This window comes from Erwinia sp. 1181_3, from assembly GCF_052824965.1.
Genome location: NZ_VTDE01000002.1, coordinates 198,602 through 221,912, shown reverse-complemented (window position 1 = coordinate 221,912; position 23,311 = coordinate 198,602). Strand labels below are relative to the sequence as shown.

Here is a 23,311-nt window from a genome sequence, read left to right as displayed (position 1 = left end):
TGACAGTTTGCGTGATTTCAACCTTATCATGGGGCGGAAGGGCCAGGGGGAAAATTCAGGAGGTGAGGGGCGGGGGAGTAAGAGGAAGCTGGCTGATCCTAATAATTAGTGTTTGAGTTACAAGAGATGTTATTTGGAAAATACGCCATAAAGTGACTTCCGATGGTATGGTTACATTCTTACCAATAAAAGGGGAAACGCTAATGATTGTAAGGACCTGGCACGGTTGTGTTCCACTAAAATATGCTGAAGCTTTTGCGAAACACCTTGAGAAAACAGGTGTAGAGCATTCAAAAAGCATATCTGGGAACAGAGGCGCTTGTGTGCGTCGAGAGACCCAGGGTGGCTGGGAGCATTTTTTTCTGGCTACTTACTGGCAAGATCTGCAATCGGTTAAGGCATTTGCCGGAGAAAGTTATCACGTCGCGGTGACTTACCCAGATGACGAAGAATTTGAACTACTTTCCGATCCCTATGTTTTCCAGCATGTCGTGGAAAACATTGTGCCGCTTTAGCTTCTTTTCCCGGGCAACCTGTCCGTTACCCAGGTTTTGTATAATATCCATACTTATTCAAATCGCTAAGGTCTGCTCCTGGCACTGAGCGAGCTGACGCAAGTAGAGGAAGGTCAGCTGTGAGCGATCAGCAGACGTTCGTAGTTGAGTCGCCATGGATTTCGCTAACAACGCCGTGTATCAATTCACTGGGAACAGGTCAACACTCGTTAGCAAATGCGGTCGTAGTCTTGCTAGCAGGTTCACTTAATTATATTGTCAAATGGCTGATGAACTAAATGTTGTTATAAATTTAGCTCTGTTTTTCAATGATGGTATTGCTCGAAAAGATCCAGAACTAGTGAGAAACCATTGGTAAGGGGCGCTGCAATGCCATACACTACAGAAAATGGATCTACATGATTTTTAACATTTTTACTGAAATAACTGTCGAATGAACCGATAACAGTATGATCACAGCAACAAATGTTTAAATGGGCCTAATGAGATTCATTAGATGGACTTAAACACATGTGGGAACCTGAAATGACCCCCATTCATGATGAAAGAATATTAACATTAGAAGATATTGAAAATGTTATAGATAGGGCGCAGGAAGATGCCATTGTAAGATTTTCAGCAGAAGCAATTAGTAAACGCCATGGGGCTCTTCGTGATGCAGCTCGGCTTCAGGCTCTTGTAACTATCGCTAAGAAATCAAAAGACCAACAATTGCATCTGAATGCAACACAGAACCAAGAGTCTACCCTGAGTGAACTATGCACTTATGCTCCTGGGCTGACAGCATTAAGGATCAATGATGCAGGGGTCAACCTTGGGGGAAGGGTGATTTCAAGAAGAAATATCCTGCCTTATGCGACAAAAAAAATGGTTGAAACAGACAATCAGGATTTTGCTAAGGTTCTTAATGGAAGGACTATAGATATTTGCTGTATTAGTGGTGCAGAACGACAATATATGTCTCCCCTTTTTACTGCAAAAAAATCCCTGGCTGTGAAATCACCAGCCGCAATGAGCAGAACAATTGTTGATATCTTAAAGTTGGTGACCACAAGCGATTTCAACCTCCTTGATTCTGGTCTATTAGATGCATTTGGTGTATTTGCCAACGAGTTGTTTAAAAATACTCAGGAACATGCTTGTCGAGACGAGTATGGTCAGGACTATATTAGTCACGTTGAGGGTATGATTACCTCCTTTATCGAAATGGATGCATCAGTTTACAAGAGGGATTATAGCGGACATAAGAGGCTACTTGATTACTGGGATTCTCGTTCAGAGAATAATGATGAAGGAACGCGTGAAAAATTTCGTTGTTTCCAAATTAGTTTTTTTGATACAGGTCCTGGCATAACGGGAAGGGCTTTTGGTGATAAATATAAAAATGCGTCATATCAGGAAGAGAGAAAAGGTCTTCTTAAATGTATAGAGAAGAATTTTTCATCTAAAAATCAAGTGGGTGCTGGGCATGGCTACCCCACAATATTAACTCAGCTTAGTAAAATTGGCGGGTTGATACGTATCCGTACGGGACGGCAATGCATATTCAACTGTTTCACTAAAGAAGATCAAGATAATTGGATGACAAATCCAACAGAACAAGTGGAATTACTTGAAGAGAAGCTAATGAATTTTGATGATTGGTCAAACAGGGAGTTATCCCCAGTTGCTGGAACAGTCGTTTCTGTAATTGTGCCTTTAAGGAAAGAAAGTGATCAGTACAGTTTATTTTAACATCGCACATGCAAGCAGTGATCATGATCTCGATCTTCTTTGTATTTATCTTTCAGATAAATCAATCCAGAATAATTCTGACTTTTATGAGCAGTTAACAGATTCAATAAGAGGTAGCAATACGCTACCTGACGCTATAATTGTTTTTTACTCTACAACTATTGAGTCGAAAGTGATTAATGCATGGAGTGATTTATCTCAAAATAAAGCTTTTTTACCAAGACTAGGTCCAGGAACTGGTATATCTGCTAAATCAATATTTTTTATCTCAATGAGTCAGGATGGGCTGAAACTAGATGGCTCGATTGGATTTAATAAAGGATCAATTTATTTAAAAGAAAGTGATTATTATAATTTATACCTTTCCGGTATGAATGGTCTTGCCGTAAAAAATAAGATATTACATGTTGCTCCCTCTGGTCATAGTTTTAGACATCCTTCAGGAACAACCAGTAAGCTATTCATTCAGGCAAAAGAAATTGCACGAAATGAAGCAGAGTTGCAATTCATTGCCAGAGGGATATGTCTTTCTTCAAAAGAGATAGCATGGAATGAGTTGAAAAGCGTGTTCATTGATTCGATGGGAATTTATGGAATAGTAAAAGAAGCTCTAAAATTTTCAGGATCAGATGCTAAAATTATTAACTTCCATTCGTATGAAAAAGTTGGAGAGATTAACGCTCCTGCAGATGACTATTTAGTTATCATTTCTGCATCTACTTCTGGTGGAATGGCAAAGTTACTCGTCAAATCTGGGTTTTCGCACAAAAGAATTATTACTCTTGCCGAGGTTAGTCTTCGCAACAAATTATGCTCCACACCAATTATAATCCCTCTTGAGAAAGATATTCAGAAAAAAACTGATTCTACTAAGAATCATGAAACTGAAATTGAACTGGTTGGGGAACAATTCACATCCAAAGCAAAGCAGCCGAGAGAAATTATTCTAGGCATCCGGCATAAACCAGATGCGCTTGAAGATGTTTTAAATACTTTTGCTTTTAATGGTCTCAATGATCTTAATACTAAGTTAGATTCATTTTCATCATCCGTTCCAGTACTAAGTTTGAAACCAGAAGCATTAATGGAATGTAAAGCATTTAATGAATGGCTTGAGGCTGAACTCAAATGGGAAGTTGCGGCTTCTATCTCTACCATTGTGTATAAAAAAGATGGTGCTTCAGAACTACTTGCTGCGAAAGTTAAAAAATTGTTGGATGAATTGAGACAGAGCAAGAAAGGTCTATCACTAATTGAAGCAGATGATTTAAAACATGACTCATTAATGGACTGTTCTGGAGTGATGGTGGTTTCTGCGTTCACAGGAGATGGCGGTCAATTAAGGCAAATAAGCAGAAGCTTAAGAGAGTATGAACCTCGTGTCATTCCTCGTCATTTCCTGACCGGCGTTGTTATTTCGCAGACAATGGAAGAGTGGAGCCGGCTTAAAAGATTCTTAGTTCAGAACGCAATGGATAGAAAATATGGTTTTTCAGCTTGGAAAACCCTACCCATAGGGCCTGACATAATGTCTGACTCCTGGAGTGATTTAACAGGCCTCGTTGCATATTTGAACTCATTATCATTAAGTGAAGATGGTCCTGTACTATCTGAAGAAGAAAGTCAATCCATTGCCTTACTTCAAAAGGTTGTTAAAGAATCAAGGAGTAGACTTCTTCCTAATACAGCTAATATCCCATTAAAGCTAACGAGTGGTTTTGTGTTTTTTTCAGAAACGCTTGAAAATAGGCTTTCTGAAATAAATCAGAGTGTTGTTTTGCTGGCAATTGCATCTGTGTTACAAGCTGCTCGAGAGCACTCAGTAGCTGAATTATGTCTTAAGTCAGATAATTATCAATCTGTAGTGCTTTCACCTGAAAATTTCCTTCGTTTTAACGATGATATCCTTCAGGCTTGCATATTAAGAGCCAGTCTTCCAAATGAAATTGACTATTCATTTGACTACGACCTGAGTTTAGTAATGAGTGAGTTTCTATTAAAGCTATTTAACCGACATAACCGTCCATACGGATATGCAGCGTTAGAGTTTGCCGCCGCATTAGCGACCGGAAAACTAAGGCTGAAAGAACAGCATTTGAAAAGTTTGATACATGATGTTTTATATCAAGGGAGGCTAGAACAAGGCTGTTTGTATGCTTTACTAATCGCAGCTAAAATCAAAAACAAGTTATAGACCAGTTCTAAGTTCTTTCAAAATTAGGTGTGCGGAGTTTCGATATACCCGCACCCTCATTTAATCCGGGTTAATCGGATGATATGAGCCAGTCAACAATATTGACTCTCGAACCCTATGCCATTTAATAACTGAACGGATTACCGGGACTGCGCTATCCGGCATGAACCGCCAGTTGCGGCGTTTCGGGCCTCACGGCTGGTGTCTGATGGCAACGTCCAACACTTGTAGCTAGCTCGCGCCGGTGCGCTCACTGCCCACTAGTCTCAGCGGCCGCTAAGGACCGGACCGGCAAAAAGCTGCCGCCCGGGGCTGTGTTCTGTCCATCACTGCTGCTCTGTTATAAATGGAATAATTTTCCTAGCGTGCTCGTATGTTAAATATCACAACTATTTTTGATCTTCAACTTTGTTTAAAATTTCGCTCTTTTGTTGCATTCTGCCCTTGTTTTCAGCCATAAGAAACATTGCAGCATTCTGCTCCCAGGAAATTTTAGATAAAAAATGATTTTTTTGAAAATGATTCTTCCAATTTACCTAAAAAGGAATCAAGCCACCAATAATACTCCCAGCCTTTAGTTGTTAGTAACGACCAAACATTAAAATCCACAGTAACCATCAATCTCACGGAATATGTTGACAATGAATGAAGTTCCTTACCTAAGGATAGCTTCTCAAAATTTCTTGGTAGATTGTCACCCCATCCTTCGAACAAAGGTCGATAATTTATTTTAAATCTTTTGGTAATAACACTTATGCTGGAGTCTCTCTCTCTTATGATCGAACTGCTTTTGGGAAGAACCATTTCAAAATGGTCAAAAATCGCGCATCCTTTGCCATGCGCATATACAATCTTACCTTTAGATGGTGAAGGACCATGGTCAATAAATTGCTCGCGTTCGTCCATGGGTCTAGAGAAAGTATCAATAAATCTATTCTGCATAAGAACACCGGGGATACTCTTTCTATCTAACATTAATAAATAATCCTCAGAAATGGACTTATTGCCATTAAAATGACTGCTTAAATGTAGCGCGAGCATTTTCAATACATAGCATTCTATTGCTTCAATATATAGGTCATTTGCTTTGCTTTTTTCATGGTTACCATGCCACCCTGAATATCATAACTAAAACCAATTGGGTTTTCAGTCCATAATTTATGGATGGCTTTATTTTCAGCACACAAACCTTTTAAGTAATGACTGACTTCCTCTGCGAAGTCATAACCTTCAATTGATATTAACTCTTTGCTTTCTATATCTAAGCAGACCACTCCTTTGATGTCATACTTTCCATTATTCCTGGGTAAGCGTTGCGTAGGAAAATTACGGAACCTAAAGTCATTAGTAGAGAGCCAACTATAACCATTGTCAAAAATGAGAGTCCGAAATATACAACAATCCCTGATGATAGTATGTTCACGCCCAAAGCAATTAAAACTGCCACAACGAAAACTTCGAGTATGTTTTTTTAAAAGACAGTAAGTCCGCTATTTTTCTATGCATTCCCCCCCCAACCTTAGCTTTAAATAAATTGGTTATCTATAACTTAACTAAAATTAGCACTTTCACTGCGATTCGATTCTTAACATTAAATCTTTTATATTATTTTTACAATCGGTTAAACATCTAGTAATGGCTTAGGTGCCGTTATTTTACGTCGAGCAAGAAAGAAGAATAGAGTTAGATGTGCTAACCTCACCCAGGTTAACACCCTAACTCTGTAGCTATGTCTGCCTTTGGCACAGGGCTGCTATTGCAGCCCTGACAACCTTAGACTTCAATCGATTCAGAGATCTCTAACGCATCATCGACTTCAATGCCCAGATAACGGACTGTGCTTTCCAGTTTCCTATGGCCCAACAGAAGTTGGATCACCCTGAGATTCTTAGTTTTCTTGTAGATAAGGTAAGGTTTTGTTCTTCTCATGGAATGAGTGCTGTAAAGCGCATCGTCGAGACCAAGTTTTGCTACCCACCCATGAAAAATCCGGTTGTATTGCCGGGTTGATATGTGCTGATTAGTACCGACCCGAGATCGAAACAAGAAGTCATTACTGTGCAAATTGCCAAGCTTTATCAATGCAGCAACAGCTTCTCTTGTCCCTTTAGTTATCTCAAATTGCACAGGGCTACCGGTTTTCTGTTGCAACACCGTTGCCCTGCTTGAAACAGAGCTGCCATATGCAACATCAGATACTTTAAGTTTTACCAGATCGCAGCCTCGTAGCTTACTGTCCAGGGCCATATTGAACAGAGCCAAATCGCGCGTCTTACCTTCCAGTTCAAGCCTGATTCGGATCCCCCAGATATGAGATATCTGAAGTGGTCTTTTTTGGCCTACGATACGGCCTTTGTTCCACGATGACGTGTTCATACTCAAATCTCCTGCATTGTGGGAGATTTGAGTATGGCTGTCCCTTTTGAGCGAGGAGCGGACGTGCAACTTATGCCCTTATCATTGAGCCAGATAAGAAAAAATATTTTTCATGCAGTTATTGAAGTCATGTTATTAAACAATCTTACAGCTATTGAACAGACATCATAATCTTCGATGTTTGATAATACTGCCAGAGTATAGGCTGCTTCCTGTGAGCGCAAAAAATATGTTTCTCTTCCAAACGTAGAACCCTGGTGACAATAAATTTTCCCTGATTTATCCTCATCGAGTTCAATGCCAAAGCAGTATGAATTATGGTCTTCAATCATAATGTTGGTGTCAGTAGTCAGGGGAAGAGGGATAAGCATTTTTCTTATCAACTCCTTTCCTCCGACCAAACCCGAAGAAAAATTCAGTCCCCATTTCATTAAATCATTAGCAGATGAGTGTACAAGGCCTGCTCCGGTAACGCCCCATGGGCTGTGAACAGGGAAAAATATATTGTTATCTTTTTCTTGATATCCGCTGACAGATTCCTTCTCCATAGAAACCCCATCGGAAACAAAGGAATCATTCATATCCAGAGGTGAAAATATTTCCTTTTTAACAAAGTCCGGGTAGCTTAGTCCTGAGACTTTTTCAACCACTTGAGCAAGTAAAATATATCCAGTATTACTGTACTCGTACCTGGTTCCGGGAGTAAATTTTAAATATTTCCTTTCGCTAATTCCTTTGATTATATCTTTGGTTTTAAATGGTGAGTAATAGTCAACACCTTTATCTTCAGCAATATCAAAAAGACACGGGAGTCCAGAGGTGTGATAGATTAAGTTTTCAAGTGTTATATTATCTGGAAGGGCTTTAACTTCTGGAATAAAGTCGAAGAGGTTGTTATTTAAATTCAGTAATCCATTTTTTTCCAGGAGAAGAATACTGAATGCTGTAAACTGCTTTGATACTGAAGCAAGATCGAATATGCTATTTTTATTGATTGGTACACCGGTCAGCATATCTTCAACACCCATGCTGAACTCGATAGTTCTGCCATCATCAAAGTGCATAAGTGCAATAACACCGGGTCTGTTAAATAATGAGTTGGTCATAATTATCCATCAAATCTGTTAGTTATTAATACATGCAATTTAATAATCAAAGAGATATTTTCAAAGAGGTAATTGTTCCTTCCTTGCAGTGTTTCTGAGTCGCGTTCGTCATACAAGCGTGGTTAATAGAGACATAATAATCGCCTTAAATACCATAATGTGTTAAATCTTTATAACTCCAGAACCGAAAGCATCTGTGGCTCGCGCGCGGTTTTCTTGTTATACAATATTCCAATGTTTGCATCTGGCACGAAGCAGGCCCTCTAAGGGTTAATATGTCCGCCAGAGCGAAGAGCGGACATAATTTGCAATACAGAAAAATCATAATCGCACTAACTCTGCCCGGGTCGAATTCGAATATCATTTAAAGGATCAATGCGAATTCTTCATAATGGACAGCTCACATCACCTTCAGGGCAGCTAAGCATGTCTTTCAGTTCTTTGGTACGTTGTTCAGTTTTTGCCTTGAGGCAGAGCCCGATATTCATTGAATTAACGGAACCTTCACGCGATGCAAAAGTCTGAAACTGACAATCAGCATCACGATATTCGATCCATTTTTTCTGGGCCTTCCGAAAAAGTGCTGTTTGTTCTCCAGAGGTGGATTTCAGAACCTGCTGATAGGTAGAATTCAATTCCTTGTCAGCTTTCTTGTAATCTGCATTCGCGCACTGGTTCATTTCAAGCTGGGTTTCTGCATTGTCACAGTCTGCTGCCGAGACCTGAGATACAGGCCAGAGAAGCAGCGAAGCAAGAATCAGTTTTTTCATAAATACTCCATTAATATGATGAACTCACGTTTAATTTGAAACGCCAGACGCAGGCTAAAGCAATGGGGGTTGCTGGTTTGCTGAATATGTCAGCAAAATTTTATCTGGTACTGAACGGCTTTTCATCTATTTTTACACGCATAAGTGCATAGGGTTTCTGGTGCATATCTTTATTCATATGAAACGCCGGCTGGCGATACGGCTGGTTCACAATAAAGTACAGATAGCCGTCTGACCTGCCCCCGGCCTGTCGCCACAGGCCTTTTTCGATTCGGCGTCCGAAACGGACACAGATACCGGTAGTTGCCGCCGACACTTCCTGAGTAAGACCTTTATTTCGTTGAGTTATGGAAAAATCGACCTGTCTGATGTTGAGCGTCACAACCTCTCCATGGGAAGAAGAAACATGACGCTAAGATTACAAACAGGCCAAAGTAATTGTCGCCTAATACCTCAGATTCAGACTGGTTATATAATAATGATATTTGCTTCTGCTTTTTTTGAATTTAGGGTTGTCACTTACTACTGCTGTTAAGAATAGCGCTTAATAAAAATGTAATATGTATCATTTCATGAAAAGAGTAAATTGTTAACAGAGTAATCATTAGCATTAAATGTCGTTTAATATCAATAATTTAGCCTAGCATTGAAAGCTTATAAACTTTCTTTTTAAATTAAAAAAACATTCTAAAACAACGAAAAACGTTTCATTACACTCCATGGTTTTTATTTTCCAGTTAATTTAACTTTAATGAAGTAGCTCATTAGCTACGGGGTGGGCCAACGATTATCTCATGTATTTATTACCTTTAAGGATGGATTATGAGACATAAAAAATTAATTCTTGCTTTAGGTGTTTTTGTCCTCTCTGCGACGCGACTTTCTGTCGCCGCACCCTTACATAACGAACCGTTTACGGATCACTCCCCACATACCTTCTTGCTTGTCGGCGATGCTAATGGCGGTGACGGCGGGAACGGGGGTTCTGGTGCCAATTCTCCTGGTGGTCCTGGAGGAGACGGAGGAAATAACAGCGCCAGCGGTAACGGGAACGGCAGTGGTAATGATAACGGTACTGGCAATGGCTCAGCTAATGGCAATGGTTCCGGAGACGGTGACGGCGGCGGTGATGGTGGCGACGGCGGTGGCGATGGTGGTGACGGCGGCGGAGCGTAATCAGGCTGCAGAATCTAACTAAAAATGGTCGCCTAATGAAGGCGGCCATTAATTAAAGGATGAAACTTTTATGTCAAAGCTACACAACACTCTGATTTTTCTTCCGCTGTCTGCAGGGCTGCTCCTTTCCCTGCCGGTATTCAGTCAGACACTCCCGCAGGACACTATCCAGCTGTCTGCCTGTGAGAGCCAGAACGGACAGGATGGGAACGGCACTTCGCCTGACGGAGAAAATGGTAAAGACGGCGTGCCTGGTACAGGCTGTCTGAACGGAGGTAACGGCGGTAACGGCTCTGCTTCAGGTGGTAACGGCGGAAATGGGGGAAATGGCGCAGGCGCCGCGAATGAAACCCATCACAAACACCACAAACATCATAAAAATACACACGGTAGCGCTAATGGTGGAAACGGTGGTGATGGTGGGTCAACAGACAATGCGCCCGGAGGTGCTGGCGGTGATGGAGGTAACAATGACCAGTCAGAACATCTGTAAACGATGCCGTACCGTACTAAGGTGCTCCACGCTGATACTGGCGGTTTTAACTCACTACGGTTATGCCTCTCCGGCATACCCGACCCCTTTTCCTGATTCCTTATCACTGATTTCTGATGGTGGAAACGGCGGGGACGGTGGTCCGGGTGAAAACGGAGGGGATGGCGGTAACGGCGGCAATGCTGGGACAGGCTCCAACTCAAATGGCGGAAATGGTGGAAATGGAGGCACAAACGGAGCCGATGGAGGGGATGGTGGCAACGGAGGAAGCGGGAATAATTCATCCGGTGGTGATGGTGGTGATGGTGGTGATGGTGGTGATGGTGGTGATGGTGGCGGCATATAATTTATAACGCAGAGGATGATATGAAAAACCTTCTCATGAAAGTTGTTTACCTCATTATTCTGACCTCAGCATTACTGAGACCTTTCATTGCCGTATTCACTGTAACGTCCTCTCTGGCGGCCGGAATATTCAGCACGGCGGCATGGGCAGACGGTGATGGTGGCGACGGTGGTGACGGTGGCGGTGAAGGAAACGGCGGAGACGGAGGGAATGCTGGCTCTGGCAGCAACGGAGATGGCGGCGATGGCGGTAATGGAGGTGAGAACGGAGGAAACGGAGGGAACGGCGGTAATGGTGACGGATCAGGTAATGGAGGAAACGGAGGCGATGCGGGTCCTGGCGGCGTCGGCGGTCAGGGTGGCAGTGGCGGGAATGAGGGAGGACATGATGGTTCTCCCGGGATTAGTGGCGCTAAATAGTTATCCGTCTGCCGTTAACGTGGTCTGCCGGAGGTTAATTACCCCGGCGACCTCATGCATACAGACTGAGCAGAAAGTAAGGCAATGCTGAGACACCGTGCTGCAGGGCCTAAACTGCGAAAGCCAGCACTGAACAAAGGGAACAGATCACTTCATTCTGGCTGCATATTCTGGCAACCGGCAGATTTTTCGGCAAATTCACAGGGCGTCATCCAGCCCGGTGCAGAATGAGGACGACTCTGGTTATAGTGTATGCGCCAGGCCCCGATTTTGCACCGTGCATCCTCCAGAGACATGAACCCGTTCTCGTTTAGACATTCCTGTCACTTCTGTTGAACGCAGATTCTGCCCCACACCGATCGCCAGGGCTACTCAGCCCTAAAGGGTTGCTTACCGGACTGAGTAGCCCTGGCTCAGGGATTAATCAATATCCTCTCCTGGCACGATGTAGACATGATGGTGCGAGTGGTCCGCTGTGAGCGAGGAGCGACGTTGAGTATTCTGCTCAACGTCACCCAGTTCAGCTCCTGGCGTTAAGATCTTCGCGAGTTGGACCTTGAAAGTAGATGCTACTTATATGGCAACTACGCGGTTGTGTCAGCACAAAACGAATCGTTTCCCAGATCGATCGTCCATTCATTAAACGTTCTCCCATTCTGGGTTGACTATCGACAGACGTATCTAACCCTGTCAATTCGAAATCCGGAGGGTACAACCCGGTAACACGGATATTTTCTTCAGGTAACTGCTGTGCCAGTTTAGTTGTAAACCCGCTAAGCCCGTGTTTACTGGCGAAAAAGGCTGGGTGGGCAATAGAATCCGTAAAATTCGGGATCCCACATGAAGATATAATTGAGACAATATCAGCATTTTCTGAACGTCTTAACCCAGGCAGCAGAGCCTGAGTCAGTAGAATCGAACCTGTCAGGCCTGAACTGACGGTATTGATAATTTCTGTGTCAGGCTGATCGTCCAATCTCCCTGACAACCACTGAGCAGCATTCAGGATTAAAATGTCTACAGGCTTGTCTGAAGTTAACAACTGTGAAGAAAACTGAGAAAGGGATTCAGGCCGGGTTAAATCACAGATATACCCTTTTGCAATGCCGCTTTCAGCAGCGATGATGCTGCAGGTTTTTTGAATATCTTCAGCCCGCCGTGCGCAAAAATCCACCTCGACGCCCTCTCGTGCCAGCCACACGCACAGCGCCTGGCCAAATCCCCCGCCTCCACCGGTAATAACAGCTCTTTTACCTCTCAGCATCTTCATTCATCCTTTTCCTGATGACTATGTGTGGATGTAGATATACATGAGAGAGTTAAGTGACATCTTTCAGTTAATGCTCTTTTTGCATGAGGAACAGAAATAAGCTGCACTGCAAATTGTTTAAGCGTGTGTCAGGGGATTAGCAACGTCCGCTTCTGGCACAGGGCTGTTGTTGCAGCCCTGACAACCTTAGACTTCAATCGATTCAGAGATCTCTAGCGTATCATCGACTTTAATGCCCAGATAACGGACTGTGCTTTCCAGTTTCTTATGGCCCAACAGAAGTTGAATCACCCGGAGATTCTTGGTTTTCTTGTAGATCAGGTAAGGTTTTGTTCTTCTCATGGAATGTGTGCTGTAAAGCGCATCTTCGAGACCAAGTTTTTCTACCCACCCATGAAAAATTCGGTTGTATTGCCTGGTTTTTCGTTATCCCACCGATGGACGTTTTCTCCCCTGGCAATCGGCGCTGAATTCAAAGGTAAGAGCATTTATTGCGTTTTTAGAAGAGGCGATTTAAGACGCTGGACGATCTAAAGTGCGCAGCGTGTTTGACGTGAAGTGAAAAATGTCAGCCCGGCTGCGCTAATCAGTAACAGGCCACTCAGTGCAAAAGCGCTCTGCCAGCCGAGGTGGTCAAACACCATCCCCCCAGTCATTGAACCCAGGGCTATAGAGAGCTGAACGACGGCAACCATGAGCCCGCCTCCCGCTTCTTCATTCCCTGGCAGCGTCCGTGCGATCCATATCCACCACCCCGTTGGCGCTGCAGTGGCAAGCATCCCCCAGCAGCCTAACAGTAGCGTAGCGGCCCAGACGCCGTGTCCGGTCAATATTAACCCCACGGCAATGGAGGCCATAAGGCAAGGGATGGCAATCAACGTCGGATAAAACCGCTTGTTCAGGAATGGGGTGATGACCAGCGTGCCAACCACCCCCATGAAACCGGTGGTGAGCAGAATCAGTGACAAACTGGACGTATTGACCCGGGTTACTGTTTCCAGAAAGGGGCGCACATAGGTAAATAACGCAAACTGCCCCATAAAGAATAATCCGCAGGCCAGTAAGCCCGTTGTCACGATAGGGTGCCTGAAAAGACGAAACACCGATCCGCGCGATGCGTCACTTTTATTGTTGTCCATGTTGGGCAGGCTAACCCACTGCCAGATGAAGGTCACAACCGCGATTGGGACCAGGCACAGGAAAGCGCCGCGCCATCCAATGCTTGCCCCAAGATAGCTGCCAAGCGGCGCCGCCACGACAGTCGCCAGCGCGTTACCGCCATTAAAAATGGCTAACGCACGGGCGACCTGATGCTTTGGCACAAGGCGAATAGCCGTTGCCGCAGACATTGACCAGAACCCACCAATCGCGATACCAATCAGGGCTCGTCCTGCCATATAAACCAGGTAGCTGGAGGCCAGGCCGATAATGGCTCCCGATATTGCCATCAGAACCGTCATCCCCAGCATCAGATGCTTACGATTAACGTTTCCGGCAAGGCCAGACAGTGTCAGGCTGGTCAGGACCGCAAACGCACCGGAAATGGCAATTCCCAGGCCCGCCAGCCCCTCCGTTACGCCCAGGTCTGTGGCTAAAGGCGTCAGTAAACTGACCGGCATAAATTCTGATGCAATCAGTACAAACACGCACAAGGTCATGGCAAAAACGCCGTTCCAGTGTGCAGGTTCTTCATGTTGTGGTGTTTTAAGACTCAGTGTGGACATTATCAGCATCTCTGAAGATCGCTCCGGCTCTGTTAAGGCAAACCGGGACGGACGCTATTCACAGAATAACGATCAAGCATCAAGGCCACCTTCACGATGTGGGTGGCCTTTGACGGGTTGAGGAGGACGGTTTTTATTTCAAGCTGGTTTTGAAGAACTGTTCAAAACGGACAAACGGTATCTTACCGGCGACATTGTCGTATAAATCCACATGGTTGGCCCCAGGGACAATCACCAGTTCTTTCTTGTTACTGCCAACGGCTTTATAGGCATCCTCTGCAAAATAGCGCGAGTGTGCATTTTCACCTGTCACGATCAACGTTGGGATCGTGATTTCCTTTGCATAGCTCAGCAGCGGCATATTCATAAAGGATAAGGGCGTTGTCGCCGTCCATGCGCCAGTGGAGTTCACGGAACGCTCATGGAAACCGCGCGGCATCCGGTAATAATCGAAAAATTCTTTGAGTATCGGGTTTGGATTTGCGGGTAACGCTTCCGGCAGAATACGCGCTGAAGTGCTTACGCTACCGTTCTTATCCACATAAATATCATGACCGGCGTGTGCGATAGTGCCGTTTTCCGCATCCTTCCAGCGCTGCTCATTAAGATACTGCAAAACGGCGCGGCGATCGGCAGTTGAATAACGGTCTTTGCCCTCGCCAACGCCATGCCCCATCGCCCGGCTCATATCGTACATCACGCTGGTGGCAACCGCTTTAACGCGTGTATCCATGGCTGCCGCGTTCAACGCCATTCCCCCCCAGCCACAGATGCCGAGTAAACCGATGCGGTTGCGATCCACCTCTTTTTGTAACCCAAGGAAATCAACTGCGGCACTAAAGTCCTCGGTGTTGATATCCGGAGAGGCGACATTACGCGGGTAGCCACCGCTTTCGCCGGTATAAGAGGGGTCGAATGCCAGTGTCACAAATCCCTGTTCTGCCAGCGTCTGCGCATACAGGCCGCTGGATTGTTCCTTCACCGCGCCAAAGGGACCACTCACGGCAATCGCAGCCAGTTTGCGTTCCCCTCGATTTTTGGGCAGGTAAAGATCCGCGACTAACGTGAGCCCATACCGGTTCTGGAATGACACTTTGCGATGATCAACTTCACTGCTGAGAGCGAAAGTTTTATCCCATTTTTCTTCCATTGAAACGGGGGCATTCGGATGGGCTGTGTCAGCATAACTCATCGTTGTTGTTCCTGATATTGATGCGCATAGCAGTAGGGCTGGCATTGCGGCGGTCAGTTTACGGGTGAAAACGCGCATTAAAAACTCCCCTGAAAACATGAGACAGGTACAGGTTTCATACGGACAACGCTGCGGTGTGTGATATCAATGTGCTGATTATAATGGGCATAAATAGTGCTGATTAGCCGGGCTAAAATGCTAAGATTAATATCATTTTGTTATGAATTCAGAGGCGGTCGTGGCGGCACCTTTGGCCAGATACGCTGAGGACACACTGATGGCGAAACGCGAGAACTATAATGATCTCTACTTGTTTATGCTGGTCGTGCGAGAGGGGAGTTTTACCGCCGCAGCGCGTCGGCTTGGGCTGGCACAATCAGGGATCAGCCGCGCTGTGCGCGAACTTGAAGAGCGGTTAGGGATACAGCTTCTGGTTCGAACCACGCGCAAATTATCATTGACGCAGGCAGGGGAACGGCTCTATCAGACCGTAGAATCCGGGTTTGATGCTTTAGATACGGGCCTTGCAACACTGGCATATTATCGGAGTATCCCCTCGGGTACGGTACGCATCAATGCCAGCCAGCATGCTATTGATAAAGTGCTGCTACCGAAGCTGGCCGTCTTTAAACAACGCTATCCGGATATCGAACTTGAGCTGATCAGTGAAAGCCGGTTTGTCGATATTATTGCTGAGAGATTCGATGCCGGTGTCCGTCTCGGGCCGGAGGTGGGCAGTGGCATGGTGGCGGTACGTATTACCCCGGATATGGAGATGGTCGTGGTGGGCACGCCCGAGCATTTTCGTCGCTATGGTTTTCCACAAACCCCGGCTGATTTAGTGATGCATCCCTGCATTGCCTACCAGTTTGCCGACGGCAGTCTGTACCAGTGGGAGCTTAATCAGGACGATAAAAAGATCACGCACCGGCCACAGGGACAATGGGCCTTTTCTGACAGCTATATGGAAGCAAAGGCAGCCAGGCTGGGGCTGGGACTGGCGTATGTCCCTGAGGAACTGGTGGCTGAGGATTTGGAGCAAGGGACGCTTATCAGAACCTTACGGCCTTACAGCCAGCGGATGGAAGGTTCGTTCCTTTATTATCCTCATCGCAATGTGTCACCTGCGCTCAGAGTGGTCATTGATACATTGAAAATCTGATGTGTCGCTAACCCGTCCCCTGTATGAGGACGGTAGCGCTGAGTCACCCGGAGATGCGTCGTGTCCGGGCCTTAATCTGGCAGGAGGATATGGGCACAGGGAAGGGCTCAGTGACCGTGAACCGTTAATCCGACCAGCCGGATAACAATCGGACGCACAACGAGTATGCAGACAAAGGCAGCAGGCATGGCAACCTTGTACGCATTCATCACACTTTCCATGTAATGTGGCCCCATGCCAAATTCCGCGAGAGTGATGACCAGGCTCATCATAAATGCCATGATGGTCGCCATATAAAGCGCAAAGATGTAGGGTGAAGTGTGCTTTGGAAGGCGCACGCGTGGGGTATTCCTGGCGACAGCATTCGTCATTACATTATCCTGTTTTATCAAGGGAGGGGGAAACGGCCACTAACCTAACAAGCTAACCAGGACGGCGGTAGAGCCGTTATGCTTTAATCATTATTAAGTAAAAGTGACGAATGAGGCATTGGGAACACTATGGATCTGTTGGGGCTGATGAGTAATTTTATCCGCGTGGTGGAGAACGGCAGTATCGCCGCAGCGGCGCGTGCCAAAGGAATGAGCCCGGCGGCGGTGAGCCAGAGCCTTTCCCGGCTTGAGGCTCATCTGGGCGTGCGTCTGCTATCACGCACCACCCGCAGCATGACCTTAACCGAAAGTGGTCAACGTTATTTCGAGAAAGTACGTCACATTCCTCATGATATTGACCTCGCCTCGCAGGCTGCTGCCATTGAAACCAAACCGCAGGGCCCACTTTGTATCGCGACGACGGCTGCATTTGGTCGGTACGTCATTGCTCCACTAATGCCTGCGTTCAAAGCGTCTTACCCTGATATTGATATCGAACTGATCAGTACCGATCGTAACGTCGATCATCGTCTGGAAGGCGTCGACGTCAGTATTCGTATTGAGGCGCAGCTCAACGATCAGCTGATTGCCAGAAAAATCGCCTCATTACCCTTTATATTCTGCGCCGCCCCCGCTTATCTGGCGCGTGCGGGCACTCCCCGGACTCCCGAAGAACTTAGCCAGCACGCCTGCCTGGTTTTTCGTTATCCCACCGACGGACGTTTTCTCCCCTGGCAATTTATCGTCGATGGACAACCTGTTAACGCGAAACTTAATCCCGAATTTGTCAGTGATGATATTGATATCATTGCAAAAATAGCAGAAAGCGGCGGAGGGGTTGCCCGTCTGGCAAGCTTTATTGCCCAGCCGTTAATCGACAAGGGGCGACTCACCCCTTTATTCTGCTCAGGCCTCAGCGGTGAGAGCGACATCGCGTCTTCACCGATGAATATTTATGCCTGCGTCAACGAACGTTCGGCGCTGAATTCAAAGGTAAGAGCATTTATTGCGTTTTTAGAAGAGGCGATTTAAGACGAAACGTCGGAGGATCGCACAGCAGAATCGGTCAGTGTGGCCCTCACATGAGGAAGGCTTTGCGGATAATTCTGCTGAATAAACTCAATCATCTTTTCCCGCACGTGGCAGCGTAAATCAAAGGCCGTGGGGGAATTCTGTGCCGTCATTAATAATCGGATCGTCATGGTTTTGTCAGTCGTATCGGTGACCTGGAGCACCTGAGTCTGTTGATCCCAGAGCTTTGTTTCACTGAGGACTTTTTCAAAATATTTACGCAGAGGATCTAATGGCATGGAATAATCAAGGTAAAGAAAAACAGAACCTAATATTTGTGCGTTATTACGCGTCCAGTTCTGGAAGGCGTTTTCGGTAAAGTAGGTGATGGGCAGTACCAGTCGGCGCAGGTCCCAGATACGCACAACAACATAAGTCAGATTGATCTCCTCAATCCATCCCCATTCATTTTCAACCACCACGGCATCATCAATTTTTATCGGTTGCGTGAAGGCGATCTGAATGCCGGCAAACAGGTTAACCAGCGACTTCTGCAGGGCAAAACCAATGATGATCCCCGCCACCCCAGCACCGGCCAGGATTGTGGTGCCGAATTTTCGAACCCCAGGAATACTCAGTAACACCAGGGAAAGACAGAATAGCACCAGTAATACGATAGCGACCTTTTTGACATACATTATCTGCGTGCGAATTTTACGGGCGCGAAGATTATTTGAAAGGTTAATGTCATAGCGAATAAAAAGCATATCCTGCGCGACATTAGTCAAGCGGATTAAAATAGAGCAAAATGATAATATAATAAATATATTAATGACTGTACTTATAAAAGAAAGTGAGTTCGGATTAACATTAATATAATTAACCCCTACATTGATTAACAGTAAGGGGATGAAAAGAAACATTGATCCACGAAGATGCTTTTCAAGTGATTTGAAGAGCTTTCTGTCACGACTCTGCCAGTATCGGATGAATCTTAAAAGTATAAATCGGGCCAGGAAACCCACTGCAAATGAGAGCGTGACGAGCAATACAGCAGGCACCCATGATGGAGCACCAGATAACTCACCGAATATCATTGGCATTCTTTTTCCCTTATCTTCCGCCAACAACCCATTGGTTGTCAGGTCAGTAATAAAACTCAGTAACCGCTCTCTTCTCAGTGATCTGCGGATGAAATGGTGAATACATGAGTGTATGAAAAATTGAGTGTCCTGACTGTCTTAACACAAAAAAACGTTGAAAAGAAAACGATTTTTGTGGGGCATCAGCGTGATCCAGCTCACCCCCGCATTCAGCAGTATGTCCGCCCAGGATGGCCTGCTTAACTTGCCTGACCCGCCGCTTTGGCAAACAGACGCACATCTGCTGCGCGGGTGATCGCCGTGAGTGTTTTGATGGTCGGGTTCCCTTTTTCGGAAAGCGTGCGGTAAAGTTGCTCACGGGACAGACCGGACTTAGCCGCAATTTCACCGATGCCGCCACGGGCATTGACCACGTGGCGCAGGGCGGTCAGAAAAGCACCGACGCCACCGTCTTCATAAATATCTTCCAGTGCTGTTTGCAGGTAAACCTGCGCGAATCCGGGATCCTCACGGAGCATGTCGATAACGGCAGTATCATGTTCAATTGCTTTACTGTGCATATCTTTACCTCGTCAATGGTGATATTTCATCCTTGATAATTCTAACTGTAGTTTAAATACAACAGACAGGCAAGTGACTACCTCGCAAGAAAAGCTGTACACGAATAAGTACAAATAATTGTTTTTTTTGAAATAAAAAAATCGCGCTGAATTTCAGCGCGATTGACGAGTTCAATGCAGGCAGTTTACTGCGGATGATATTCGATATTGATCGGCTCATCCGGCAGCTTAGTAAAGGTGCGGATAATGTAGTGATAGTCAGCGGTCGGATTCGTCTGGCTGAACTGCTGCGGGTAGAGGTCCTTCGCCAGCATCTCAATGCCGATAATGTTGTACGGATGGTTATAGAAGTGGTGATACACCGCCGCCACTTTGCCTGCTTTTACCGCCGGAATATCTTTCACCCCGGTACGATTGCGCAGGTTGTCAAAGCTGGCCTTAATCTCGCTCACCTCGGTGTTGTAACCCAGCGGGATCACCGGGCTGGTTTTACCCCCGCGCTTCGAGCCACTCATCACGTAGTAATCCGGGTTCAGGTTGATGACCTTTTCCACCGCGATGGTGCCGCTGGTGCCGGGCAACAGATCGGAACCGATATTTTTCGCGCCGGTAGCTTCTATCAGCGCGCCCCAGCCGTTATGGCCGTGGGTGAAGCAGCACTCACCGCCGCCGCCTATCCCGGCAATCGGCTCAACGAATACGCTCGGTTTAGGTGATACGTTTTTGACCGCGGCCTGAATGGCGTTGAGTTTCTGGGTATAAAAATCGGTGTAGGCGCGGGCATTGTCTTCCTTATTCAATACCTTGCCCAGCAGGGTAATGCTGGCCGCGGTATTCTGTACCGGGTGCAGCTCATCATCAACAAACAGCACCGGGATATTCAGCGCACTCAGTTGAGTCAGTACCCCGGTCTGTTTCAGCGCCGGTTTGGCGCGCAGCTGGGCAATCATCAGGTCTGGTTTTTTGGCGATCACCGTTTCAAGGTTGACCTCACCCTGGTCAGAAAAGCCCATATCGAGGATTTTTTCCGCGTCCGGCCAGCGTTTTTTTAGCAGGTTCCAGCTACCGGTATCCTGCTTTTTCATCAGGTTGTTCCAGGAGACGACACGCTGGAAAGGGTTGTCACGGTCAAGTAAGGCGAGGCTGAGGATTTCACGTCCGTCCTGGAGGATCACCCGCTGCGGTTCATGGTTGATGACCACTTTTTGCCCGTCCATATCGGTGACGGTCAGCGGGTAAGTGGTGGCGAATGCCAGTGAAGGCAGCGTCGCCAACAGCAGAGCGGGTAAGGTTTTCAGCGTTGTCATGGTACAAATATCCCGGCCAGTTAATAAACGATAATTGTTATCATTATTATTGGCCGGAGAGTAAACGAAAGTTAAACAGAATGTAAACGGCGCACCCGAAAATCGTGACGGGATTTGTCAGGATGGGGTTTTAAAGCGGCGCGGCTTCTCACGACGAAAACCCAGCCCGATGATCCAGCCGAAAACATAAGGCAGGAAAGGAAAGCGCTTGATGATACGCGGCAGCGGGCTGGATTCGCCCTCTTTGCGTTTTTTTCCGCTCATTTTGATCTGGATAAATTGCGTGGCGCAGGTCGGGAAATGGCGGCGTTTTTGCACTTTTTGCAGCAGGCGCAGGCTGACTTTCCCCTGGCGTAACGCGGGCGTCAAAATGTTGGCGCAGGCAACGGCATCCTGGATCGCGAGGTTGACGCCAACGCCGCCGATAGGCGACATCGCATGGGCGGCATCCCCGATGCACAGCACGCCGGGCTTCATCCACGCATCCAGTCTGTCGATGCGGATATCGAGTAGCCTGACCTGCTGCCAGTCGGTCATCTCTGCCAGCCTGGCGGCCGGAAAGGGCGCCACGGCGGCAACCTGCTGTTTAAACGCCTCGATTCCTGCGGCCTTCATTGGCCCGAACTCACCTTTGGTAATGGAGTAGCCGCACTGCCAGAAACTGCCGCGATCGAGCATGATAAAGTTTTGTTTGGGGCCTTTGTGGCCCATATTCCATTCCGGGTCCTCATCGCGTTTATCCAGCGGGAACCACAGCACATCGCGCGGCGATCCAAACGAGCGACCGGTCAGCCCGGCCTGCTGCCGGACCAGCGAATGCCGTCCGTCACAGCCGATCACCAGCTGTGCGTGGATGTCGCAGGTGCCGCTGTTGCTGCTGGCGCGCACGCCGCATACGCTGCCATTGTCATACAGTAATTCGCTGAATGCGGTGGACTGGCACAGGGTAAACGCGGGCAGGGCAGACGCTTTCGCCGCCAGAAAATTGAGGAAGTCCCACTGTGGCATAAAAGCAATAAAGCGGCATTTCACCGGCAGGCGGGAAAAATCGGCCAGCGTGACCTCTTCACCCCCTACTTCTGCCTGTAAACGCGGGGCACGCTGATGAGGCAGGCTGAGTAACTCCTCCAGCAGGCCCAGGTGATGCATGATTTGCAGCGTGGAGGGGTGGATAGTGTCACCCCGGAAGTCGCGCAGAAAATCGCCGTGTTTTTCGATCACGGTCACCTGCACGCCTGCGCGCGCCAGCAGATAACCCAGCATCAGTCCGGCCGGGCCGCCGCCTACGATACAGCAGTCAGTGGTGATGCGTTCAGGGGACGTTGCGTTCATGTTGGCTCCGGGTAGGTAATCGCTGGTTTATGGTAATGGTTATCATTATCTTTGGCGAGCGGTGATTTGCGCAGATTGGCTGGAACTGGCGACCCGGAACTGAAGGTCCATCATGACAGATTAATGCCTGCGAAGGGTTCGACCTTTTACCGGTCGAACCCTGTTGAGGGGGTGCGTCAGGGTTTTAGTCGATTAGCGCAACTCAACTGCATACTGCGCAACGGGCGTGATCTTCTTAATCAGCTTATTCTTCAACAAAAACTGTTCGTAAGCGTCATACCGTTTCACGTCCAGTGCCGCCGGGTCTCTGGCAAACAGCGGCAGGGTTTTCTGCCACGCCACATGGTTCAGCTCGGTATTCAGCTCCGGGTGCGCTTTGGCGAACACCTGCCAGCTCTCTTCCGGGTGGGCCTGTAAATAGTCGTTGCCTTTCTTCAGCGCCGCGAGGAATTTCTTCACCTTCGGTTCATTGACGCTATCGCGATTCGCCACAATCACCAGCTCGTCATAGGCCGGAACGCCGTAATCCTCAACGTTAAATACCACCGGATCTTTGCCCTGTAGCTTCAGCTCTTGCGCTTCAATATTGCGGTAACCTCCAATCACCGCATCCACCTGCCCGGCCAGCAGGGCGCTGGTCAGCTGGAAGTTAACGTTGACCAGCTTAATCTCCTTCAGGCTGGCGCGCTCCTGCTTCAGCATGGTGGTCAGCGTTGCCTGTTCAATACCGCTCACGGAATAACCCACCGTTTTCCCTTTCAGTTTTGCCGGTGAGGTGATGCTTTTATCGAGCGTCATCACCGTGTTCAGCGGGGTATTGATCAGCGTGCCCACGCGCACCAGCGGCAGGCCTTCATCGGCGAAAAAGTGCAGCTGCGGCTGATAAGTAATGGCGAGATCCGCCTGTTTCGCTGCGACCAGGCGCGGTGGCAGGGAAGGATCGGACGGGGGGACAATCTTCACGTCCAGCCCTTCCGCCTTAAATGCCCCGATCTGATCGGCAACCATAATCGGTGCGTGGTCCGGGTTGATATACCAGTCGAGCACCAGCGTCAGTTTCTCGTTGGCCATGACGCAGGTGGAGCAGGCACCGCTTAACAGCAGGGCAGCGCAGGTTTTCATCATCATTCTGTGTTCCTTTCAGATTTAA

The 23,311-nt window shown here is 47.0% G+C and carries 23 protein-coding genes and 2 pseudogenes; 9 read left to right on the top strand and 16 right to left on the bottom strand.

The features are described 5' to 3' along the window. The first annotated feature begins 203 nt into the window (after window positions 1-203). The 3 genes from FY046_RS05355 to FY046_RS05345 all read left to right on the top strand — a co-directional run bounded on the left by FY046_RS05355 (window position 204) and on the right by FY046_RS05345 (window position 4,443). Complete coding sequence (locus FY046_RS05355) at window positions 204-515, top strand: hypothetical protein (RefSeq protein WP_167864418.1); 312 nt, start codon at window positions 204-206, stop codon at window positions 513-515. A gap of 510 nt (window positions 516-1,025) precedes the next feature. Continuing rightward, window positions 1,026-2,249, top strand: a complete 1,224-nt coding sequence (locus FY046_RS05350) for a hypothetical protein (RefSeq protein ID WP_446185841.1) — start codon at window positions 1,026-1,028, stop codon at window positions 2,247-2,249. Then, window positions 2,227-4,443: a hypothetical protein gene (locus tag FY046_RS05345; RefSeq protein WP_446185840.1), complete on the top strand. Its 2,217-nt coding sequence runs from the start codon at window positions 2,227-2,229 to the stop codon at window positions 4,441-4,443. Before FY046_RS05350 ends, FY046_RS05345 begins: the two co-directional genes overlap by 23 nt. 492 nt (window positions 4,444-4,935) lie before the next feature. On the opposite strand, the gene FY046_RS05340 is transcribed toward FY046_RS05345, so the two are convergent. The 5 genes from FY046_RS05340 to FY046_RS05320 all read right to left on the bottom strand — a co-directional run bounded on the left by FY046_RS05340 (window position 4,936) and on the right by FY046_RS05320 (window position 9,077). Next, window positions 4,936-5,418, bottom strand: a complete 483-nt coding sequence (locus tag FY046_RS05340; protein WP_446185839.1) for a hypothetical protein — start codon at window positions 5,416-5,418, stop codon at window positions 4,936-4,938. Window positions 5,419-6,216: 798 nt separating this feature from the next. After that, a complete protein-coding gene (locus tag FY046_RS05335) occupies window positions 6,217-6,819 on the bottom strand; it encodes a site-specific integrase (RefSeq protein WP_167864420.1) in 603 nt (200 codons plus the stop codon). Between the two features lie 110 nt (window positions 6,820-6,929). Beyond that, complete coding sequence (locus tag FY046_RS05330) at window positions 6,930-7,925, bottom strand: serine hydrolase domain-containing protein (protein ID WP_167864421.1); 996 nt, start codon at window positions 7,923-7,925, stop codon at window positions 6,930-6,932. A 386-nt stretch (window positions 7,926-8,311) separates the two neighbouring features. Next, entirely contained in the window at window positions 8,312-8,695 is a 384-nt protein-coding gene (locus FY046_RS05325) for a lysozyme inhibitor LprI family protein (RefSeq protein WP_339457126.1), read from the bottom strand. Between the two features lie 100 nt (window positions 8,696-8,795). Beyond that, on the bottom strand, window positions 8,796-9,077 hold the full coding sequence (locus FY046_RS05320; RefSeq protein WP_167864339.1) for a hypothetical protein: 282 nt from the start codon (window positions 9,075-9,077) through the stop codon (window positions 8,796-8,798). 606 nt (window positions 9,078-9,683) lie between these two features. Here FY046_RS05320 and FY046_RS05315 point away from each other — a divergent pair. From FY046_RS05315 to FY046_RS05300, 4 genes are all read left to right on the top strand, one after another. Then, window positions 9,684-9,893 (top strand): hypothetical protein, encoded by a 210-nt coding sequence (locus FY046_RS05315; RefSeq protein WP_242462162.1) that lies wholly within the window; start codon window positions 9,684-9,686, stop codon window positions 9,891-9,893. A gap of 48 nt (window positions 9,894-9,941) precedes the next feature. Further along, a complete protein-coding gene (locus FY046_RS05310; RefSeq protein WP_167864424.1) occupies window positions 9,942-10,364 on the top strand; it encodes a hypothetical protein in 423 nt (140 codons plus the stop codon). A gap of 116 nt (window positions 10,365-10,480) precedes the next feature. Next, on the top strand, window positions 10,481-10,717 hold the full coding sequence (locus tag FY046_RS05305; RefSeq protein WP_446185838.1) for a hypothetical protein: 237 nt from the start codon (window positions 10,481-10,483) through the stop codon (window positions 10,715-10,717). A 13-nt stretch (window positions 10,718-10,730) separates the two neighbouring features. Beyond that, window positions 10,731-11,129, top strand: coding sequence for a hypothetical protein (locus FY046_RS05300; protein WP_197931298.1), 399 nt, complete (start codon window positions 10,731-10,733; stop codon window positions 11,127-11,129). 152 nt (window positions 11,130-11,281) lie between these two features. Here the strand turns inward: FY046_RS05300 and FY046_RS05295 are convergent. The 5 genes and pseudogenes from FY046_RS05295 to FY046_RS05275 form a co-directional block, all read right to left on the bottom strand. Then, window positions 11,282-11,449 (bottom strand): annotated as a pseudogene (locus FY046_RS05295) (integrase core domain-containing protein); the annotation flags it as partial. A 200-nt stretch (window positions 11,450-11,649) separates the two neighbouring features. Continuing rightward, entirely contained in the window at window positions 11,650-12,393 is a 744-nt protein-coding gene (locus FY046_RS05290) for an SDR family oxidoreductase (RefSeq protein WP_167864747.1), read from the bottom strand. A gap of 192 nt (window positions 12,394-12,585) precedes the next feature. After that, window positions 12,586-12,819 (bottom strand): annotated as a pseudogene (locus FY046_RS05285) (tyrosine-type recombinase/integrase); the annotation flags it as partial. 110 nt (window positions 12,820-12,929) lie between these two features. After that, the gene (locus FY046_RS05280; protein ID WP_446185837.1) at window positions 12,930-14,123 is read right to left on the bottom strand and encodes an MFS transporter; all 1,194 of its coding nucleotides are present in this window, start codon (window positions 14,121-14,123) and stop codon (window positions 12,930-12,932) included. Between the two features lie 133 nt (window positions 14,124-14,256). Next, window positions 14,257-15,393: an alpha/beta hydrolase gene (locus FY046_RS05275; protein ID WP_133843018.1), complete on the bottom strand. Its 1,137-nt coding sequence runs from the start codon at window positions 15,391-15,393 to the stop codon at window positions 14,257-14,259. 199 nt (window positions 15,394-15,592) lie between these two features. On the opposite strand from FY046_RS05275, the gene FY046_RS05270 reads away from it, so the two are divergent. Then, window positions 15,593-16,477, top strand: coding sequence for a LysR family transcriptional regulator (locus FY046_RS05270; RefSeq protein WP_133843020.1), 885 nt, complete (start codon window positions 15,593-15,595; stop codon window positions 16,475-16,477). Between the two features lie 107 nt (window positions 16,478-16,584). Here the strand turns inward: FY046_RS05270 and FY046_RS05265 are convergent, their stop codons facing one another. Next, window positions 16,585-16,848, bottom strand: coding sequence for a DUF2798 domain-containing protein (locus FY046_RS05265; RefSeq protein ID WP_133843014.1), 264 nt, complete (start codon window positions 16,846-16,848; stop codon window positions 16,585-16,587). A 129-nt stretch (window positions 16,849-16,977) separates the two neighbouring features. On the opposite strand from FY046_RS05265, the gene FY046_RS05260 reads away from it, so the two are divergent. Then, window positions 16,978-17,880, top strand: coding sequence for a LysR family transcriptional regulator (locus FY046_RS05260; protein WP_171149905.1), 903 nt, complete (start codon window positions 16,978-16,980; stop codon window positions 17,878-17,880). On the opposite strand, the gene FY046_RS05255 is transcribed toward FY046_RS05260, so the two are convergent. The 5 genes from FY046_RS05255 to FY046_RS05235 all read right to left on the bottom strand — a co-directional run bounded on the left by FY046_RS05255 (window position 17,877) and on the right by FY046_RS05235 (window position 23,289). Then, window positions 17,877-18,962 (bottom strand): mechanosensitive ion channel family protein, encoded by a 1,086-nt coding sequence (locus tag FY046_RS05255; RefSeq protein WP_159337028.1) that lies wholly within the window; start codon window positions 18,960-18,962, stop codon window positions 17,877-17,879. The two genes, FY046_RS05260 and FY046_RS05255, sit on opposite strands and share 4 nt — an antisense overlap. 239 nt (window positions 18,963-19,201) lie before the next feature. Further along, entirely contained in the window at window positions 19,202-19,522 is a 321-nt protein-coding gene (locus FY046_RS05250) for an addiction module antidote protein (RefSeq protein WP_238337045.1), read from the bottom strand. 185 nt (window positions 19,523-19,707) lie between these two features. Next, on the bottom strand, window positions 19,708-20,829 hold the full coding sequence (locus FY046_RS05245) for an ABC transporter substrate-binding protein (protein WP_446185836.1): 1,122 nt from the start codon (window positions 20,827-20,829) through the stop codon (window positions 19,708-19,710). Window positions 20,830-20,946: 117 nt separating this feature from the next. After that, window positions 20,947-22,161, bottom strand: coding sequence for an FAD-dependent oxidoreductase (locus FY046_RS05240; RefSeq protein ID WP_227536050.1), 1,215 nt, complete (start codon window positions 22,159-22,161; stop codon window positions 20,947-20,949). A 192-nt stretch (window positions 22,162-22,353) separates the two neighbouring features. Next, the gene (locus tag FY046_RS05235; RefSeq protein WP_212814071.1) at window positions 22,354-23,289 is read right to left on the bottom strand and encodes an ABC transporter substrate-binding protein; all 936 of its coding nucleotides are present in this window, start codon (window positions 23,287-23,289) and stop codon (window positions 22,354-22,356) included. Window positions 23,290-23,311: the final 22 nt, after the last annotated feature.

Excerpts from the sequence above, each read along its gene's own strand:
- FY046_RS05280 (WP_446185837.1), bottom strand. The coding sequence starts at position 14,123 with ATGTCCACACTGAGTCTTAAAACACCACAACATGAAGAACCTGCACAC.
- FY046_RS05325 (WP_339457126.1), bottom strand. The coding sequence starts at position 8,695 with ATGAAAAAACTGATTCTTGCTTCGCTGCTTCTCTGGCCTGTATCTCAG.
- FY046_RS05250 (WP_238337045.1), bottom strand. The coding sequence starts at position 19,522 with ATGCACAGTAAAGCAATTGAACATGATACTGCCGTTATCGACATGCTC.
- FY046_RS05290 (WP_167864747.1), bottom strand. The coding sequence starts at position 12,393 with ATGCTGAGAGGTAAAAGAGCTGTTATTACCGGTGGAGGCGGGGGATTT.
- FY046_RS05310 (WP_167864424.1), top strand. The coding sequence starts at position 9,942 with ATGTCAAAGCTACACAACACTCTGATTTTTCTTCCGCTGTCTGCAGGG.
- FY046_RS05265 (WP_133843014.1), bottom strand. The coding sequence starts at position 16,848 with ATGACGAATGCTGTCGCCAGGAATACCCCACGCGTGCGCCTTCCAAAG.
- FY046_RS05260 (WP_171149905.1), top strand. The coding sequence starts at position 16,978 with ATGGATCTGTTGGGGCTGATGAGTAATTTTATCCGCGTGGTGGAGAAC.
- FY046_RS05355 (WP_167864418.1), top strand. The coding sequence starts at position 204 with ATGATTGTAAGGACCTGGCACGGTTGTGTTCCACTAAAATATGCTGAA.
- FY046_RS05335 (WP_167864420.1), bottom strand. The coding sequence starts at position 6,819 with ATGAACACGTCATCGTGGAACAAAGGCCGTATCGTAGGCCAAAAAAGA.
- FY046_RS05275 (WP_133843018.1), bottom strand. The coding sequence starts at position 15,393 with ATGCGCGTTTTCACCCGTAAACTGACCGCCGCAATGCCAGCCCTACTG.
- FY046_RS05240 (WP_227536050.1), bottom strand. The coding sequence starts at position 22,161 with ATGAACGCAACGTCCCCTGAACGCATCACCACTGACTGCTGTATCGTA.
- FY046_RS05300 (WP_197931298.1), top strand. The coding sequence starts at position 10,731 with ATGAAAAACCTTCTCATGAAAGTTGTTTACCTCATTATTCTGACCTCA.
- FY046_RS05340 (WP_446185839.1), bottom strand. The coding sequence starts at position 5,418 with ATGTTAGATAGAAAGAGTATCCCCGGTGTTCTTATGCAGAATAGATTT.
- FY046_RS05255 (WP_159337028.1), bottom strand. The coding sequence starts at position 18,962 with ATGCCAATGATATTCGGTGAGTTATCTGGTGCTCCATCATGGGTGCCT.
- FY046_RS05330 (WP_167864421.1), bottom strand. The coding sequence starts at position 7,925 with ATGACCAACTCATTATTTAACAGACCCGGTGTTATTGCACTTATGCAC.
- FY046_RS05235 (WP_212814071.1), bottom strand. The coding sequence starts at position 23,289 with ATGATGATGAAAACCTGCGCTGCCCTGCTGTTAAGCGGTGCCTGCTCC.
- FY046_RS05245 (WP_446185836.1), bottom strand. The coding sequence starts at position 20,829 with ATGACAACGCTGAAAACCTTACCCGCTCTGCTGTTGGCGACGCTGCCT.
- FY046_RS05350 (WP_446185841.1), top strand. The coding sequence starts at position 1,026 with ATGTGGGAACCTGAAATGACCCCCATTCATGATGAAAGAATATTAACA.
- FY046_RS05270 (WP_133843020.1), top strand. The coding sequence starts at position 15,593 with ATGGCGAAACGCGAGAACTATAATGATCTCTACTTGTTTATGCTGGTC.
- FY046_RS05305 (WP_446185838.1), top strand. The coding sequence starts at position 10,481 with ATGGTGGAAACGGCGGGGACGGTGGTCCGGGTGAAAACGGAGGGGATG.